Origin of the sequence: Burkholderia sp. MSMB2157WGS (assembly GCF_001532755.1) — a bacterium.
Classification (GTDB): Bacteria; Pseudomonadota; Gammaproteobacteria; order Burkholderiales; family Burkholderiaceae; genus Burkholderia.
Genome location: NZ_LPJG01000030.1, coordinates 1035187 through 1052443 on the forward strand (window position 1 = coordinate 1035187; position 17257 = coordinate 1052443).

At 69.3% G+C, this 17257-nt stretch carries 15 protein-coding genes; 6 read left to right on the forward strand and 9 right to left on the reverse strand.

Annotated elements, in window-relative coordinates; genetic code table 11:
• Positions 1-111: 111 nt before the first annotated feature.
• Entirely contained in the window at positions 112-843 is a 732-nt protein-coding gene (locus WT53_RS23100) for a metallophosphoesterase (RefSeq protein ID WP_060261679.1), read from the forward strand.
• Between the two features lie 61 nt (positions 844-904).
• On the opposite strand, the gene WT53_RS23105 is transcribed toward WT53_RS23100, so the two are convergent.
• Positions 905-1606: an RES family NAD+ phosphorylase gene (locus WT53_RS23105; RefSeq protein ID WP_060261681.1), complete on the reverse strand. Its 702-nt coding sequence runs from the start codon at positions 1604-1606 to the stop codon at positions 905-907.
• On the reverse strand, positions 1603-2022 hold the full coding sequence (locus WT53_RS23110) for an MbcA/ParS/Xre antitoxin family protein (protein WP_027782522.1): 420 nt from the start codon (positions 2020-2022) through the stop codon (positions 1603-1605). Before WT53_RS23110 ends, WT53_RS23105 begins: the two co-directional genes overlap by 4 nt.
• Before the next feature lie 234 nt (positions 2023-2256).
• Here WT53_RS23110 and WT53_RS23115 point away from each other — a divergent pair, with 234 nt between their 5' ends.
• Entirely contained in the window at positions 2257-3039 is a 783-nt protein-coding gene (locus WT53_RS23115) for an ABC transporter substrate-binding protein (RefSeq protein WP_034206232.1), read from the forward strand.
• A 1247-nt stretch (positions 3040-4286) separates the two neighbouring features.
• Here the strand turns inward: WT53_RS23115 and WT53_RS23120 are convergent.
• Together WT53_RS23120 and WT53_RS23125 are read right to left on the reverse strand one after the other, a co-directional pair.
• Positions 4287-5771: a sigma-54 dependent transcriptional regulator gene (locus WT53_RS23120; RefSeq protein ID WP_059825435.1), complete on the reverse strand. Its 1485-nt coding sequence runs from the start codon at positions 5769-5771 to the stop codon at positions 4287-4289.
• 477 nt (positions 5772-6248) lie between these two features.
• Positions 6249-7166: a metal-dependent hydrolase gene (locus tag WT53_RS23125; protein ID WP_034205266.1), complete on the reverse strand. Its 918-nt coding sequence runs from the start codon at positions 7164-7166 to the stop codon at positions 6249-6251.
• Positions 7167-7747: 581 nt separating this feature from the next.
• Between WT53_RS23125 and WT53_RS23130 the strand changes: the two genes are divergently transcribed.
• From WT53_RS23130 to WT53_RS23140, 3 genes are all read left to right on the forward strand, one after another.
• The gene (locus WT53_RS23130; protein ID WP_059466723.1) at positions 7748-8089 is read left to right on the forward strand and encodes an FKBP-type peptidyl-prolyl cis-trans isomerase; all 342 of its coding nucleotides are present in this window, start codon (positions 7748-7750) and stop codon (positions 8087-8089) included.
• A 26-nt stretch (positions 8090-8115) separates the two neighbouring features.
• On the forward strand, positions 8116-8889 hold the full coding sequence (locus WT53_RS23135) for an AraC family transcriptional regulator (protein WP_060261685.1): 774 nt from the start codon (positions 8116-8118) through the stop codon (positions 8887-8889).
• Between the two features lie 121 nt (positions 8890-9010).
• Complete coding sequence (locus WT53_RS23140) at positions 9011-10510, forward strand: MFS transporter (protein ID WP_060261689.1); 1500 nt, start codon at positions 9011-9013, stop codon at positions 10508-10510.
• Here the strand turns inward: WT53_RS23140 and WT53_RS23145 are convergent.
• Together WT53_RS23145 and WT53_RS23150 are read right to left on the reverse strand one after the other, a co-directional pair.
• Positions 10452-11387, reverse strand: coding sequence for a hypothetical protein (locus WT53_RS23145; RefSeq protein ID WP_060261694.1), 936 nt, complete (start codon positions 11385-11387; stop codon positions 10452-10454). The genes WT53_RS23140 and WT53_RS23145 overlap by 59 nt on opposite strands.
• A gap of 65 nt (positions 11388-11452) precedes the next feature.
• The gene (locus WT53_RS23150; RefSeq protein WP_052100131.1) at positions 11453-11923 is read right to left on the reverse strand and encodes a helix-turn-helix domain-containing protein; all 471 of its coding nucleotides are present in this window, start codon (positions 11921-11923) and stop codon (positions 11453-11455) included.
• A 154-nt stretch (positions 11924-12077) separates the two neighbouring features.
• Between WT53_RS23150 and WT53_RS23155 the strand changes: the two genes are divergently transcribed.
• Positions 12078-13313 (forward strand): MFS transporter, encoded by a 1236-nt coding sequence (locus WT53_RS23155; protein ID WP_060261697.1) that lies wholly within the window; start codon positions 12078-12080, stop codon positions 13311-13313.
• A gap of 127 nt (positions 13314-13440) precedes the next feature.
• Here the strand turns inward: WT53_RS23155 and WT53_RS23160 are convergent, their stop codons facing one another.
• Genes WT53_RS23160 through WT53_RS23170 form a run of 3 tightly spaced genes read right to left on the reverse strand, consistent with a single transcriptional unit; the run spans position 13441 to position 17254 of the window.
• Positions 13441-14607: a glycosyltransferase family 4 protein gene (locus WT53_RS23160; RefSeq protein ID WP_060261702.1), complete on the reverse strand. Its 1167-nt coding sequence runs from the start codon at positions 14605-14607 to the stop codon at positions 13441-13443.
• The gene (locus WT53_RS23165) at positions 14607-15791 is read right to left on the reverse strand and encodes a glycosyltransferase family 4 protein (RefSeq protein ID WP_034205273.1); all 1185 of its coding nucleotides are present in this window, start codon (positions 15789-15791) and stop codon (positions 14607-14609) included. Before WT53_RS23165 ends, WT53_RS23160 begins: the two co-directional genes overlap by 1 nt.
• The gene (locus tag WT53_RS23170) at positions 15788-17254 is read right to left on the reverse strand and encodes an O-antigen ligase (RefSeq protein ID WP_060261706.1); all 1467 of its coding nucleotides are present in this window, start codon (positions 17252-17254) and stop codon (positions 15788-15790) included. Before WT53_RS23170 ends, WT53_RS23165 begins: the two co-directional genes overlap by 4 nt.
• Between the last annotated feature and the right edge of the window lie 3 nt (positions 17255-17257).

Here is a 17257-nt window from a genome sequence, read left to right on the forward strand (position 1 = left end):
GAAAGCAGATGGAAAGGGTTCGGGCGGTGCACCGCATCGGCGGCCAACGCGCCCCGATTATCGCCATTCCATCGCGGCGTGGCGATGGGCGCGAGCGCCTAAGATAAGGAGATGACCGCCACCGCCCTGCTCTGCCGCCATCCCGAGAATACGACCGGCCGCGACTTCGTCGTCGGCGACCTGCACGGCTGCGTCGACGTCCTGCGCGCGCTGCTGCACGACGTCCGCTTCGACCCGGCCCGCGACCGGCTGTTCTCGGTCGGCGATCTCGTCGATCGCGGCCCGGCCTCCGACACCGCGCTCGACCTGCTCGAGCGGCCGTGGTGCCACGTCGTGCGCGGCAATCACGAGGAAGTGCTGAGCCTCGTCGCGCGCGGCAAGCTGCCGCCCGACGCGTGGCGCGGCATCGGCGGCGACTGGGGCGCCGACCTGCCGCCGGAGCGGCTGCGCGCGCATGCGGCGCGCGTCGACGCATTGCCGCTCGTGCGCGTGATCGGCGACGGCCCGACGCGCTTCAACGTGCTGCATGCGGAATTCTTCGGCTCGGACGCGGATCTCGATACGGGCAGTTATTCGCACGACGTACGCGAGCGGCTGATGTGGGGCCGCGATCTCGTCCAGGGGCTCGCGGATCCGGCGCGGCAGGCCGGGTTGTCGCTGACCTGCACCGGTCACACGCCGGTGCGTGCGCCGCAACGAGTCGGTGCGCAATGGTTCATCGATACGGGTGCGTTCGCGCCCGCCGGCCGGCTTACGCTCGCCGAGCCGCGCACCGGCCGCACCTGGTCGATGACGCAGGCCGAAGCGCGCGAACGCCACGCGGGCGACTGGCCGCTGCCCTGACGCGCCGGGCCGGCGCCCGCGCCGCGCAACGCAACGGCCCGCCGCGCCGGCCAGGCGAACGCTAGCCGACCTGATTCAGTTCGAACACCGCATCGACGGCCGACCCGTTCCAGTTGTATTCGAGATAGGCCGCATGCTGGCAGTCGCGCAGCAGCGTCGTGCGGAACGCGGCGAGACACTCGCCGCGCGGGTCGCGCACCGACGGATAGACGATCCCGGCGCCGCCCGCATGGCGCACCGCGCGGCCGAACGCCTGTCCCGCGCTGTAGTCGACCGGGTCCAGCAACGCGGGATCGCGCTGCGGCCACGTGCGTACGTCGGCGACGTCGCCGTGCGCGAACACGGTGTAGAGCCGCATCTGCTGACGCATCGGCGGCTCCTTCGTCGCGGCGAGGAACAGCCCGCTGTGATAGCGCGTTTCGGCGATCGCCGTGTCGCGCGTGCGCGTGCAGTAGAACACGCCGTAGCTGCCGTCCGAAAAGCGGCTGCCCAGCGGATTCAGGTGCGTGAACGCGGCCATGATCGGCCCCCAGCCCTGCCCGTAGCGGCGCTCGGCGGGCGGCACGAGATCGAGCGTGCCGACTTCGTTGCGGATGCGGTCGTTGGTCAGCGATTCGAGTGCGTAGAGCGCGTCGAAGTCGTCCGCCGAAGCGACGCGGTCGAACAGGTTGATGGCCGGAAAACGGGTGGGAATCACGCGATAGGCGGGCGCCCAATCGACGGTGGTCGTGGGCCACCGGCTGACTTCGATCGGTGTCGTCACGCCCAGCCACCCCGCATCGCGTCGAGATATTGCCGGACCGCCACCAGATCGCCGACGTTGCCGGCCAGCATCCGGTCGAGTGCGCGCTTGCCGCCGAACGGCGCCGCATCGTTCGGCCGCTTGACCCATGCATCGGCCGCGGCGGGTTGGGGCAGCAGGATCTGCAACCCCTTGTAGATGCCGAGTAGCAGCGATAGCCGCTCGAGCGTATCGCGCGGCAGGCGCGCCGATTCGGGCGCGGCCTTCCACTTGAAGAACGTCGAGCGGCCCGGCGATCCGAGCAGCACGATCTGCTCGTCAATCGTCAGCTCCCAATCGCGCGCGATGTTGAAAAACGCACGCAGGCCGGCCGCCGACATCTGCGCGACCGAAGCGTGCGGCACGGCGGAATGCGAATCGTACGCGGGCTGTGACATGATCGTTAGTCTCGAAACGAATTCACTAACAAGATTAGTCCATTCTCGTATTTTTGCAAGGGTCGCACCCATCGATCGCGTGCAGCATCCAGCGAAACGATATTTTTTGTCCATTCTGGACTCCGATTTTATTTTCTGCGTTAATGGCCGTGCGGACACCGCGTCACGGCGCGGGTCGTGTCCGTGGAGACCGTGTCGCCCAGAAACCGGATGCACCACGCCAAGGAATGCACGATGAAGAGACTGATTGCCGCCGTTTCGATCGCCCTGCTCGCGGTATCCGCAGGCCCCGCCGTCGCGAAGGACTGGACCACGATCCGCTTCGGCACCGACGCCAGCTATGCACCGTTCGAGTCGAAGACGCCCGACGGCAAGCTCGTCGGCTTCGACATCGACCTCGGCAACGAGATCTGCGCGCGCCTGAAGGCGAAATGCGTGTGGCTCGAGAACGACTTCGACGGGATGATTCCGGCGCTGAAGGCGAAGAAGTTCGATGCGGTGCTGTCGTCGATGTCGATCACGCCGCAGCGCGCGCAGCAGATCGGCTTCACGACGAAGATCTACAACCAGCCGACGCGGCTCGTCGTGAAGAAAGGCTCGCCGCTGCTGCCGACCGCCGAATCGCTGAAGGGCAAATCGATCGGCGTCGAGCAGGGCACGACACAGGAGACGTATGCGAAGGCGTACTGGGGCAAGCAAGGCGCGAACGTCGTGTCGTACCAGAACCAGGACGGCGTGTATGCCGACCTGATCGCCGGTCGCCTCGACGCAGCGCTCCAGGATGAAGTGCAGGCCGCGATCGGATTCCTGAAATCGCCGCGCGGCGCGAACTATACGTTCGTCGGACCCGAACTCGTCGACGAAAAGGTGCTCGGCATCGGCGCCGGCATCGGCTTGCGACAGGAGGACACCGACCTGAAGGCGAAGATCGACCGCGCGATCGTCGACATGGTCAAGGACGGCACCTACAAGCGGCTCGCATCGAAGTACTTCGACTTCGACATCTACGGCGGCTGAAAAAACGGCGTCGCGCGCGTACGGATGACCGCTTCCGTCGCGCGCGTCCGACCGCCCCTCCCCTTCAACCGGATGGCAACGACATCGAGCGGCTCGCCGTTGCATCGAATGCGCGTCGTGTTGCGTCGTTTGTCGTGTTGCGTCGTACGCGGCCTGCGGCACGACGTTTCGTCTATCGTTCGGATCACCAATCAATCGCGTGCGGCAACGGCGGGCCACGCGAGCGAACGTCGTGCGGTTCGAATCAATAGGCGAAAACCGGGCGTCGCGGTACCGGCGCCCGTGTGCACATGCCCATGCGGATCGGGTTCGCGTGCAGGAAAGTACCGACCCGGCGCGGATGACCGGCAACCAGCCGGATCCGCCTCGCGCCGGGCGCGGAGAGATGGCCTGTCGAGGCATGCCGGTCGGCCGCTAGCGCGACGTTCGAGCGGCGATGTCCCGAATCACGGCGATCGCGGCCTGCGGGCCGCGGCGTGTGACGATCGATCATTTTTCTACCCCGTTTGCTGTCTGATGTTTGTTCCGGCAACCGGACGATGCCGATGCCCCGGCGATCAGGCGACGACGCTCCGTGCTCGCCGCGACGCGGCCGCTGCACCGCGCGCGGCCGCCGCATCCCCGCGGACTGCGTCCTGGCCGGTACTGAAGGCTTTGGCTGCCTGACCGGACGGACCTCGCGTCGTCGACTCTCGCACGCCCTTCTTCGCAAGGACCGGGCCAGCGCGGCGCGAGCCCGGCCGGACAAGGGGGCGATCGGGCCGGCTCGCGGCCGGAACCGGCGTGGGATGCCGGAAGTTACGCAATTGAAACATCGGTGCCGCGGCACGCGCCGGCGGCGGCACGGCGGGGCCTTGCGGAATAAGGCTGAACAATGGAGCGCGGAATTTTTACCGGCGACGAACCGGCCGATCGGCCCGATTCGACGCGGGAATTCGCCCGGCGGCCGACGCGAAATGTTTCATGCGCTTTACATGCCGCCGGCGGCGAGGTGCGCCGCACGCCGCGGCCGGACGCCGAACGCGGCCGATCGCATGGCTTTCCTGCGGCGGCGCCGCACGCGACCTCGCGCCGCCCGGGCGACCGCCCACGACGACCCGCCGAGCTCGCCACGCTGACCCGCTTCGGCGTGTCGGGCCAAGGCTCGCCCGCGCGTGGCGCGTCGTCGCGGTCGGGCCGTGCGCGCCGCCCGTCACGTTCGTGCCGCAGCGGCTGCGGACCGCTCGCCGAGCCGGTTCGCGCGCCGCTCAGCCGACCCGCTGATGCCCGGCGTCGTCCGACGGCGCGCCGTCGTGGCCGCCGTCGTTGCCGCCGTTGTCGCCGTTGTGGTCGCGATCGTTCAGCCCGTGCTCGATCATCATCCGATAGAGCGTCACGCGTGAAATGCCGAGTTCGGCGGCGGCCTTGTTGATCCGGTGGTCGTTGCGCAGCAGCGCATTCTCGATTGCGGTGCGCTCGGCCAGCGCCCGCGCCTGTTCGAGCGTCACCGGTTCGGTTTCGCCGGGCGTGTCGAGCCCGAGATCGTGCGGCGTCAGCAACCGGCTCTCGGCCATCACGATCGCGCGCCGCACGCGGTTGATCAGCTCGCGCACGTTGCCGGGCCACTCGTAGCGCCGCATCGCGTCGAGCGCGGCCGACGTGAAGCCGCTGATCTTGCGGCCGCTGTCGGCCTTGAATTTCTGCAGCACGTAGTGCGCGAGGATGTCGATGTCCTTGCCGCGTGCGCGCAGCGGCGGCTCGTGGATGCGCAGCACGCACAGCCGGTGATAGAGATCCGCGCGGAAGCGCCCGGCCTCGACCGCGCCGTCGAGATCGACGTGCGTGGCCGAGATGATCCGCACGTCGACCGCGATCGACTCGTGTCCGCCGAGCCGCTCGATCCTGCCTTCCTGCAGAAAGCGCAGCAGGCTTGCCTGGCTTTCGACCGGCATGTCGCCGATCTCGTCGAGAAACAGCGTGCCGCCGTTCGCCGATTCGATCCGGCCCGCGCGCCGCTGGTTCGCGCCGGTGAACGCGCCGCGTTCATAGCCGAACAGCTCGGACTGCAGCAGATGATGCGGAATCGCTCCGCAATTGATCGCGACGAACGGCCCCTTGCCGCGGCCGGAGCGCTCGTGAATCGCGAGCGCCGTCAGTTCCTTGCCGGTGCCCGACTCGCCCGAGATGAACACGCTCGCGTCGGTCTTCGCGACCTTGCGGATCGTGCTGAACAGTTGCTGCATCGCCTCGCAGTTGCCGATCATCCCGTGTTCGCCGATCGACGCCGCGTAGGCGGCGCCGTCGACGCGATCGAGCGCGGCCATCCCGCGCGCATGGCCCAGCACGTGCGAAATCCATTCGGACGGCAGCGGCAGCGTCACGTAATCGAAACAATAGCTGCGGATCAGCTCGCGCACGGCGGGGCCGATCGTGATGCCGGCCTGCGCGATGGAAATCCAGCCGATCGCCGGCTGGCTCAGACACATCTTCAGCGCGGGATAGTCGCGCGACGTGAACCCGGTGAAATCGACCAGCCCGGCGGCCACGCTCACGCCGGAGGTCATGTTCTGCGCGGCGCCGGCCGTCTTCGCGACCGCGATCTCCCAGCCGAGCCCGCGCAGTTGCGCCAGCAACGGCTCGTCGGGCGTGCGCATGATCACGAACAGCTTGCGGCCGGCCTCGGGAGCGGTGACGGACACGTCCGTCATCTCGGGCGCCGCGTGCCCGTTTGCGTCGGGTGACCTTGCAACCATCGTTGTTCCCCGCTTGGCTTTGGTATCGCGCGCCGGCTCACCGCCGCGTACGACGGACACGATCGAACCGACATATTGGGCGTATTTCCGTCCGAATAAAATCCCCCTGCGCATGAATCGCGCGGGAGTCGACGTCGCCATGAACGGTATATCGATGCGGCCGGCCGCCGGCTAGATGGGTGTTATCCCTGTGGCGGGCGCCGCACACGGCCGGAAAGAACCGGTGCCGCACGCGCAAAGCCGCGCCGGTGCTGGCGCGAGGCATGGGTATGGGACGGGCGCACGCCCGATCGGCGCACCGGCGCATGCGTGTGCAACCGGTGTGGCGGGCATGCGAACGCAGTGCAACCGGTTCCGGTTGATTTCGTCAATCGTCGGAACGAGCCGGCCGATGCGCGAACGCAACAGGCACGATGCCCCGCCGCGCGCCGCGCGACGGGCGACGGGCGACGGGCGACGGGCGGCCTGCGGCCCGGATCAGCGGCCCGACGCGAGCGGCGCCGGCGCGTTCGCGCGACCGCGGCCGGCCGGCGTGCCGCCGTGTTCGCCGTAGGTGGCGGCCAGTGCGTCGACCCGCGCGAGATGGTGGCGATTGTCGTGGTCCCACGGGTGGAAGCCCGGCCGGAAAAAGCTCAGCCATTCGCCGGCGATGCGCGGGAACAGCCCGCGGCGCGGCCCGTACAGGAACGCGATCGTCCGCAGCAGGCCGCGCACGTGATGGCCGGCGCCGCGATCGCGCCACAGCAACGTCGCATGCATCAGGAACACGGTCGGCCAGAACGTCAGCGTCGTCAGCAGATACACGCCGATGCGGATCAGGTAGCGGCGCAGCCCCGGCTTCATCGCGGCGTTCCACACGTCGAACGACACGGCCTTGTGCTCGGTTTCCTCCAGCGCGTGCCAGATCCACATCTGCCGGTAGCCTTCGACCGAGCCGTCGAGCCGCGTCGGGTCGCGCAGCAGCCAGTCGGCGAGCATCGCCGTGTAGTGCTCGGCCGCCACCGTGTGCGCGAGCTGCACCGAATGCGGCAGCGTGCGCTTCATGTAGCCGAGCACCGCCCACACGCGCCGGTCGAGCTTGCGCGCGGGCAGCCGGTTCGCCTGCATCAGCTCGTTGTATTCGACGTGCTCGCGCGTGTGCATCGCCTCCTGGCCGATGAAGCCCAGCACCTGCTGCTTCAGCACGGGATCGTCGATCCGGTCGCGGTAGTTGCGCACCGAATCCATGAAGAAGCGCTCGCCGGCCGGAAACAGCAGCGACAGCGCGTTGAAGAAATGGGTCACGTGCGACCCCAGGCCATGCCAGTCCTTCGCACGTTCGACCGGCAGGTCGAAGCGCAGGTCGCGGCGCACCGGCATGATCCCGGCTGCGGTGACGGAAGCGGCTGACTTCATGTGCATCGTTCTCCTGTTGCCGAGCGGCCCGGCGCATCGTCGGACGCGGCCGGCGCAAGCCCGGGCGACGCGTCGCGCGCCGCCAAAATCCTGACATCGACAGATGTAACGATAGGCCGCTCGCGCCGGCGCACGCAAGCCGTGCGGTAGATGCGCACTTCCAAACAGGGCACGGTCGGACAGGCGGAAAAAACGGCGTTCGAACGACGCCCGGCCGGGTAGCGATTCGAACGCGCCGGCGCGCGAACGGGCGAGGTGGCGGGTGTGGCGCAGCGCGTCGCCATCGGCCCGACAGCCCCGTGCGCCGGGCATCTCGCCGCGTCCGGCAACGGTCGCCCAGCATGCGGCAAGACGTGCCGAGAACGTCGATTCATACGCGTGGCGCACTGCCGTGGTGCAACCGCGGCCCGCGGCTCGCCGAAAATTCAAACGCGCGTTCCAATAGCGGATCGGCCGATTCCGCGCGCGGCGCCCCGCCACCTTCGCCGACACGCGTACGACGGCACGAAATCCACGCGCGCCGGGCCGCTGCGCGCTCGCCTACAATAGCGGTTTCACGCAACGTTCTTTCAGGAGAAGTCATGTCTGTCACCACGACCGCATCGGGCCTCAAGATCGAGGACCTGACCGAAGGCACCGGCGCGGAAGCGCAAGCCGGCAAGACCGTCAGCGTCCATTACACCGGCTGGCTGACCGACGGTCAGAAATTCGATTCGAGCAAGGATCGCAACGACCCGTTCGCGTTCGTGCTCGGCGGCGGCATGGTCATCAAGGGCTGGGACGAAGGCGTGCAGGGCATGAAGGTCGGCGGCGTGCGTCGCCTGACGATCCCGCCGCAGCTCGGCTACGGCCCGCGCGGCGCAGGCGGCGTGATTCCGCCGAATGCGACGCTCGTGTTCGAAGTCGAACTGCTCGACGTCTGACCCCGCCGCCGGCCGTTTCCCTTCCGATGGAACGCATCGCCTCGCCCGCCATCGCGCTGCGCCGCTACGCCACGTGCGAAGCGTCGGACGTGCACGACTTCCACCAGGTCGTGCTCGGCGTCGACGGCGCGATGGTGATGGCGGTGGACGGAATCGGCCGGCGCGTCGACCGGCACGCGGCCTGGCTGATTCCGGCCGGCGCGCGCCACGACTACGCGGGCCTCGGCGAGAATCGCCAGCTCGTGATCGACCTGCCCGCCGCGTCGCTCGCGGTACCGCAGCGGCTGTTCGACCATGCGCGCGCCGTGTCGATCGACCCGGCGCTCACGTCGCTCGTCGCGCAGGTCGCGGCGGCCGCCGCGCAGCACGATGCGCCGGCCGGCGACGCACGACAGGCTGCCGCGCACCGCTTTCAGTGGCAGGCCGCCGCGCGCCTGTGCGACGCGCTGCTCGACGATGCGGGCATCGCCGCGCCGGCGTCGGGCCTCGATTTCGCGCGCATCGACCGCTGGCTGCGCGCGCGGCTCGCCGAGCCGCTGCGCATCGCCGATCTCGCCGCGCACTGCGGCTACGGAATGCGCCGGTTTCATCAACTGTTCGTCGAGGCGTTCGGCGAAACGCCGCATCGCTACCTGCAGCGGCTGCGGCTCGACGCCGCGGTCGTGCTGCTCGCCGACGGCCGGCATTCGCTCGTCGACATCGCGGGCAGCGTCGGCTTCGCGGATCAAAGCACGTTCACGCATGCGTTCACGAAGCGCTTCGGCGTGGCGCCCGGACGCTGGCGCGGCGAACGGCATTGAGCGCAATGGCGCGCTGAATACGCATCGACGCACGTAGCCGGCAGCACGCGGATCGGCATCCGTATCGACGCTTCGCGTCTCGCTGAAACGTCGCCTATCCGTCGCCGCCTACGATGGGCGCATGGATACGACCACACCCTCCGCTTTCCCGCCCGCGCTGGCGCGCGTCGTCGCCACCGTCAGCATCGGCTTCGTCGTCACGCAGCTCGACGTGACGATCGTCAACATCGCGCTCGCGCATCTCGCCGCCGACCTGCACCTGCCGGTCGCAGGCCTGCAGTGGGTCGTCGATGCGTACACGCTCGCGTTCGCGGTGCTGATGCTGTCGGCCGGCGCGCTCGGCGACCGTTTCGGCGCACGCCGCCTGTATATCGCAGGCCTCCTGCTGTTCGCGCTCGCGTCGCTCGCATGCGGCGCCGCCGTCGCGCCCGCGATGCTGGTCGCGGCCCGCGCGCTGCAAGGCGTCGGCGCCGCGGCCATGCTGCCGAATTCGCTCGCGCTGCTGAACGACGCGTGCCGGCACGACCCGCGCCTGCGCGCCCGCGCGGTCGCCGCGTGGACGGCGGCCGGGTCGATCGCGATCGCGGCCGGCCCGATCGTCGGCGGCCTGCTGATCGCCGCATGGGGCTGGCGCGGCATCTTCCTCGTGAACCTGCCGCTCTCTGCGGCGGGACTCGCGGCCACGTTCGCGTGGGTGCCCGCGCGCCACGAACGCGCGGCGCCGCCCCGCTCGCTCGACCTGCACGGCCAGTTCGTCGCGATCGCGATGCTGACCGCGCTGACCGGCGCGGTGATCGAATGGCGGCCGCTCGGCTTCACGCATCCGGTCGTGGCCGGCGGCTGCGTGCTGGCGGCGCTGGCCGCGCTCGCGTTCGTCGCGATCGAGTCGCGCACGGCCACGCCGATGCTGCCGCTGTCGCTGTTCCGCCACCGCACGTTCAGCGCGGCCGTGCTGTTCGGCATCTGCGTGAACCTCACGTACTACGGCACCCTGTTCGTGCTCGCGCTGTACCTGCAACGCGCGCGCGGCGAATCGGCGCTGCAGGCGGGGCTCGCGTTCCTGCCGCTCACGGGCGGGTTCCTGCTGTCGAATCTCGCGAGCGGCCGCGTCGTCGCGCGCCACGGCCCGCGCGTGCCGATGCTGGTCGGCGCGCTCGTCGCCGCGCTCGGCTACGGGTCGCTGCATTTCGTCGACGCGTCGACGCCGCTCGGCATGCTGCTGGCGCCGTTCCTGCTGATACCGTCGGGCATGGGGTTCGCGGTGCCCGCGATGACGACGGCCGTGCTCGCATCGGTCGCGCCCGACCGCGCCGGCATCGCGTCGGCCGTGTTGAATACCGCGCGGCAGGCCGGCGGCGCGATCGGCGTCGCGGCGTTCGGTGCGCTCGCCGGCGGCAGCGGCGGTGCATCGCAGGTCGTCGGCGGATTGCGGATCGAAACCGCCGTGTCGGTCATGCTGCTGCTCGCGGCCGCGCTGCTCGCGACCCGTGTGCGGGCCGCTGCGCGTCGCGACGTACCGCGTTCGCGTCGGGCGGTGCCGGCGCACGATCGAGCGCTGGCGGTCACGCGTCGCCGGGGTCGGGCTGGATCAGGTGACGCCACGGAAAGAAGTTCTTCCTGAAGTGGCTCACATAGCCGCCTCTGCCGGCCTGGATCACCATCAGCTGCAACGCCGGATGCAGCGCCTGCAGCGCTTCGAGCGCGTCGAGGTCGAGACAGGTATTTCTCAGATACAGCGCGTGGAGCCGCTGGCCGGCCCGGCTCTTCAGCAAGCGCTCGTAGGCGTCGAACGGCGTGATGCAGCCCGCGCCACGCTCGTGCTTCCACGCCGAATGCAATTCCGTCGACTCGGAGAAATCGAGCCGGCCGAGCGACGGCAGGTTGTCGCTGCCGGCAAGACGGTCGATGAACTGCTGCGTGTCGTAACAGCCGCCGATGCGCAGCCGGCTCAGATACGGCAACGGCACGTCGAAGAAGCGTGCATCGGGTGCGTTCGGCACCGTCAGCTCGGCGAGAAACGGCGCCTTCGCGACGAAGCGGGCAATCTCGCCGCCCTCCTGCATGATCCGATCCCGGCGCACGATCATCGACATGTTGTGATCGGCCGGCTCGGTCGGCCGCACATACAGCGACCGCAGTATCGGAAAGTGCGCATCCGAATCGAGCAGCGGACCGAAATCCCATTCGCGCGTGCCGTTCGCGCCTTCGTCCGGCCCGCTGAACACCAGATCGGTCACGAGGCTCGCCACCTCCGGCTCCGCCAGACATGCCAGCGTCCAGTCGAGCGGTTCGCCCCATGCCTCGCCGAAGTATCGGACATGCAGCCCGGCCCGCAGCGGCGCGACGTCGAGATGATTGAAATCGGACAGCCACAGCGGCTCCGCCGGATCCGCATGGTCGTGGCCTTCCTCGGCACCTTCGCTTGCGCAATGATCGTGGATACGGCGCTGCAACTCGAGCAAGCGCCGATAACCGGCGGAATCCAGTGGATGAGTCATGGCGATGCGGCTCCGGACGACGATCGCGACAGTCTAGCCGACGGTGCAGCCATCGCGCCTCGCGCTCATCGCCGTGCCGCACCCGCTTCATCGTCGATCTTCCTGACGACCGTGTCGGCCGCCTTCAAAGGCCGGCCGTCGTCGTGCCGCAGCGCGAGCTTGCGAATCGCGCGCCCGGTGCCGCGGTCGACCAGCACCGAATGCGGCTCGCCGCGCGCGAACAGGTAGGCCTCGCCCCACTGCCGCAGCATCACGATGACCGGAAACAGCCCTTCGCCTTTCCTGGTCAGCACGTACTCCTGATACGCGGTGCCGTCGGAGGCTGGCACGACGTCGAACACGCCCGCGTCCACCAGCATCTTCAGCCGATCGGACAGGATGTTGCTCGCGACGCCGAGGCTCGCGCGGAAATCGCCGAAGCGGCGCACGCCGTCGAACGCGTCGCGCACGATCAGCAACGCCCAGCGATCGCCGACGATATCGGTCGCGCGCGCCACCGGGCACGGCGAATCCGCAAGACTTTTCTGCCTGGCCATGTTCCTCTCCGCAATCGCGCCGGCCGCCTTCGCGGGCAGGCCGACCGTCCGTGCACGGGCCCCACGCCCGCCGTCAAACAGGTTGCATTTTAAAACTACTTTCCCTACACTCCAAGCCAGTTTCAAATTGCAACTACATTGCATGAGGAAACCCATGGAATCGTCCTGCCATTCCGGCACCGTTGCATCGAACGCGCCAACCGGCGCGGTCCATCCGGCCGAGGGCGGCCGCCTGTCGTCGGCGCGCGTCGCGCTCCTGGCCGTCTGCTGCGCGGCGAGCGTCGCGAACGTCTACTACGCGCAGCCGCTGCTCGATTCGATCGCGCGGGATTTCGGCGTGTCGCAGGCCGCGGTCGGCGGCGTCGTCACCGCGACGCAGCTCGGCTGCGCGCTCGCGCTGCTGTTCGTCGTGCCGCTCGGCGACCTGCTGAACCGCAAGCGCCTGATCGCCGTGCAGCTTGTGCTGCTGAGCGCCGCCTGCATCGGCGTGGCCGTGACGTCGACACGCGTCGCGCTGCTGGCCGGGATGGTCGCGGTCGGGCTGCTCGGCACCGCGATGACGCAAGGGCTGATCGCATGCTCGGCCACCCTCGCCGGCGCCGGCGAACGCGGGCGCGTGGTGGGCGCCGCGCAGGGCGGCGTCGTGGTCGGGCTGCTGGCCGCGCGCTCGCTGGCGGGCGTCGTCACCGACATCGCGGGGTGGCGGGCGGTCTATCTCGTGTCGGGCGCGCTCGCGATCGCGATGCTGGTCGTGCTGTCGCGGCTGCTGCCGGATCGGCACGAACCGCGCGAACGCATCGGTTATGCGGCGCTGCTGCGCTCGATGGTGTCGCTGCTGCGCGACGAACGCGTGCTGCGCGTGCGCGGCGCGATCGCGCTGCTGATGTTCGCCGCGTTCAGCATCTTCTGGAGCGCGCTCGTGCTGCCGCTGAGCGCGCCGCCGCACGCGATGTCGCACACGCAGATCGGCGCATTCGGCCTCGTCGGCGCACTGGGTGCGGCGGCCGCCGCCCGCGCGGGCCGGCTCGCGGATCGCGGGCGCGGCGAAGCGGCGACCGGCGTCGCCCTTGCGCTGCTCGCCTGCTCGTGGCTGCCGCTCGCGTTCGGCAATACGTCGATTGCGCTGCTGATCGTCGGCATCGTGCTGCTCGACGTCGGCGGACAGGCTGTGCACGTCGTCAATCAGAGCATGATTCTCGGCGCACGGCCCGACGCGCATGCGCGGCTCGTCGGCTGCTACATGCTGTTCTATTCGGCCGGCAGCGGGCTCGGTGCGATTGCGGCGACGATGACGTATGCACGCGCCGGATGGACCGGCGTCTGCGGGCTCGGCGCGGCGGTGAGCATGGCCGCGCTCGGCGCATGGGCCGCGACGCTGCGGCGCGCATGATGCGCGCGAGCCATGCGGATCGAACGGGAAAGCCGGCGCGCCCTCGGCGGGCGGCCGGCACGCGAACCGGCCACGCACGCGCGCCGGCCGGGCGTTCGGTTCGGCGCGCGCTGCGCGCCGCAGGCGTTCAGCCTGCCGCCCGGATCGCCTCTTCGTAGACGCCGGCCACGCGCCGCGCGATCACCGCGTTGTCGAAATGATCGCGCGCATAGCGCTTGCACGCGGCCTCGTCGGGCAGCGCGATCGCGCCCGACAGCGCACCGCCGAGCCCTTCGGCGATCGCATCCGCGCCCGTCGACGGCAGCACGAGATCGTTCGACAGCCCGGCGACCGCCTCCGGCAATCCGCCGACCGGCGTGACCAGCACCGGCGTGCCGGACGCCAGCGATTCGACGGTGATCAAGCCGAAGCCCTCGAGCGCGACCGTCGGCACGACGCTGACCGTCGCCGCGCGGTACAGCGCCGCGAGATGGTGGTCGGGCACGAAGCCGAGCAGCTTCACGTTGTCCTGCAGCCCGGCTGCGTCGATGCGCTGCTGCAGTTCCTCGCCGATCTTGCCCTTGCCGGCGATCAGCAGCAGGACGTCCGGATGACGGCGCTTGACGAGGCCGATCGCGTCGATCAGGTCCTCCAGCCCCATGCGCCGCACGAGCCGGCGCACGGCCAGCACGATCGGCCGGTCCTGCGGCAGTTGCAGCTTGTGCCGCGCCTCGGCCGGCGTGAGCGGCGTGTCGAACTGCGCGGTATCGACGCAGCCGGGAATCACGCGCACGCGCGACGGATCGATCCCGTAGCGGTTCGTCAGGATCTGGCCGAACGCCTGCGACAGCACGATCAGCCGCGACGAACGCGTATAGACGGCCTGTTCGAGATAGCGCTTCGCGCGCTGCCCGAGCGACGCGGCGCCCTCGACCTGGCTTTCGTCGGCCCACGGCCCCTGGAAGTGCGAAACCTGCGGAATCCCGCGCGTCACGTCGAGGCCCGGAAACGTGTACAGCGCGAAGTGCGACGAAATCACGTCCGGCCGCTCGCTGCGGATCTCGTCGCGCAGCGCGCGCCGCGCGGCGAGCATCCGGCGCGCGAGCGGCTGCGACGCAGGCCCGAAGCCCTGGATCGCCCCGCCCGTGTCGTCGGCGACCTTCGGCGAGCCGGCGACGAGCCCGCGCACCTCGACGCCCGCGCCGGGCAGCGCGCCGACCAGCGAGTAGTACATCCGGTCGAGGCCGCCCGCGCGTTCGGGGAACCAGTGCATGCCGATCTGCAACGATTTGATCGGCCGGGAAGAGTGGGACATCACGGTTGCTCCTGCGTGATCGCATGCTCGGCCCGCGCGAAGGCGGACGGCTGCGTGGGTTGGCCGATGCGCCGGTAAAGCGCGACGTACTGGGCGCCCATGTGCGCCCAGCCGAAACGGGTCATCAGTTCGCGGGCCGCGTCGCCCATCGCGCGACAGGTGTCGCGCGACGCCGCGAGCGAGCCGATCGCCTGCGCGAGCGCGGCCGGGTCGTCCGGGTCTTCCAGAACGATCCCGCATTCGCGCGTGATGATTTCCGCGCCGCCCGCCGTGCGCGCGGTGACGACCGGCAGCCCGGCCGCCATCGCCTCCAGCAGCGACAGGCTCATCGCTTCGTAGCGCGACGGAAAGACATACGCGTCGACCGAGCGCATCAGCGTCGGCATGTTCTTCACGAGCCCGAGGAAATGCACGCGCGAATCGATGCCGAGCGCGCGCGCTTCGTCGGGATACGGGCTGCCGGGCAAGTAGCCGGCCACCGCGAGATGAACGTTGGGCGGCAGCTTCGTCAGCGCCTTCAGCACGGTGCCGAGATTCTTGCGCGGCGTGCGCAGGTCGCCGACGAACAGCAGCAGGAACGCGTCGTCCGGCAGCTTGAACGCCGCACGGTCGGCCTGGGCGCCCGCGAACGCGCTGCCGTCGACGCCGTTGTAGATCACGCTGATCTTGCGGCTGTCGATGCCGAGCCCGGCGATTTCGTCGGCCACCTTCTGCGACACGGCCGTGATCGCGCGCGAGCGCCGGTAGGCCCAGCGCTCGAGCGCGGTGTTCACGCGCGTATAGACGTACTGGTAGGCCGACCACAGCCCCTTCGTCAGCCCGAACGGATAGTACGGACTCTTGAACCAGCCGCCGTGCACGAAGTGCGCGGTATTCACGTCGGCCTTGATCCACGAGATGAAGCCGTTCACGTGCAGCACGTCGTATTCGCCGCGGTGCGCGCGCAGCCACGCCGCGCTTTTCAGCGCGAACACCTGCTGCTTGACGAGATTCGACGGCCAGAAGCCGCCGACCTTCACCGGCACCCAGCGCACGCGCGGGTCGGCCAGCAGCTCGGGCGCGACGTGCGACGCGACCAGTGTGACCTCGTAGTTTTCGGCCAGCGCCGCGCGCGCGATTTCGTAATTGACGCGGCCCTGCCCGTCGTTATGTCGCACGACGTGCGTGACGATCGCGATTCTCAATGGTCGCCTCCCCGTGAACGCGCGGCGACCAGCAGGCGTTGCGCCTTCTGCCAGTGCGCCGCGGCAAGTATCGAAAAAATGGCCGTGAACATCAGCAGGCCGCCGGTGCCGATCAGCGAGTTCGTGAACACGAGCATCGCGAAGGTCGACAGGCACAGGCTCAGGCACGCGCCGACGAACTTGTCCTTGCGCAGCTTGAACGCCGCGCGCAGCGTGCGGCCGAACAACATCACGACGCCCGCGAGATACAGCAGCGTGCCGGGCCAGCCGAGCACGAACGGCACGTTCATCACGCCGCTGTCGAAGCTGCCGTACTTGCCGAGCTCGCCGCTGTCGCTCGACAGCTTCGTGGACGCGCCGGTCGCGCCCATCCCTTCGCCGGCGACGTCGGTGAACGCCGTCTGCGCGAAGGTCGCGTAGAACTTGTTGCGATCGTCGTAGCTGCGGTCGTCCTTCAGGTTCGCGATCGACTGCAGGCGCTGGCCGAGCCGGTCGGCCACCGGCCCGACCGTCAGGAGCGGCACGCACAGCCCGACCAGCACGACGCCGCTGATCAGAATCCGCATCCGCACGCGGTTGCTCGATTGCACGAGCTGGATCGCGAGCGCGATCACCCAGCCACCCCAGGTCGAGCGCACGAGACACAGCGCGAACGACACGAAGCCCGCCGCGCCCGCGAACCAGCGGATCCTCTGCGGCGCGACCAGCACGAACACCAGCGCGCCCATCATCGCGAACGCGAACGGTCCGGACGAATTCATCGTGCTGAACACGCGCACGCCGTACGGCACCGGCTCGCCCTGCGAACCCATCTGCGAGCCGACCATCCACAGCACGTCCCACTGCGGCATCACGAAATACTGCACGACGCCGTACACGCCCATCACGAGCATGCCCCACATGAAGGTGGACAGCAGCACGTCGCGGTACTCCGGATAGTTGCGCGCGTTCACCATGATGTGAAAGCCGATCAGGATCGGGTACAGCCAGTTCGCGAGGTCGTAGGTCGCGGCCATCACGCCGCTCGACACGATCCCGACGAGATACGCATACACGAGCCCGAACAGGATCAGCAGCACCGGAATCCCGCGCCGCTGCGCGAGCACGCGGTAATGCCTGAGCAGCCCGAAGCCGGCGATCATCGTCACCGCGAGCGGCGCGACCTGGATCAGGCTCGTCGGCGTGAACGCGCCCTTCGACCAGTCGGCCAGGCGCCGCACTTCCGGGCTCAGGAACCACACCCACCACATGAAGCCGACATAGCGCGCCGGGCTCTTGAAATACAGCCAGACGCCCACCCCGATGGCCAGCACCGGGAACGCGAGCGTCAGCACCTTGCCCTGGTGGACGGCGATCAGCGCGGCGGTGAACGTCCACAGCCCGGCCTGCCCGGCCCAGTGCTTCGGCTCGGCGAACCGGCTGCGGGGGCGCGACGGTGCGCGTTCGGCGGCAATCGTACTCATCGA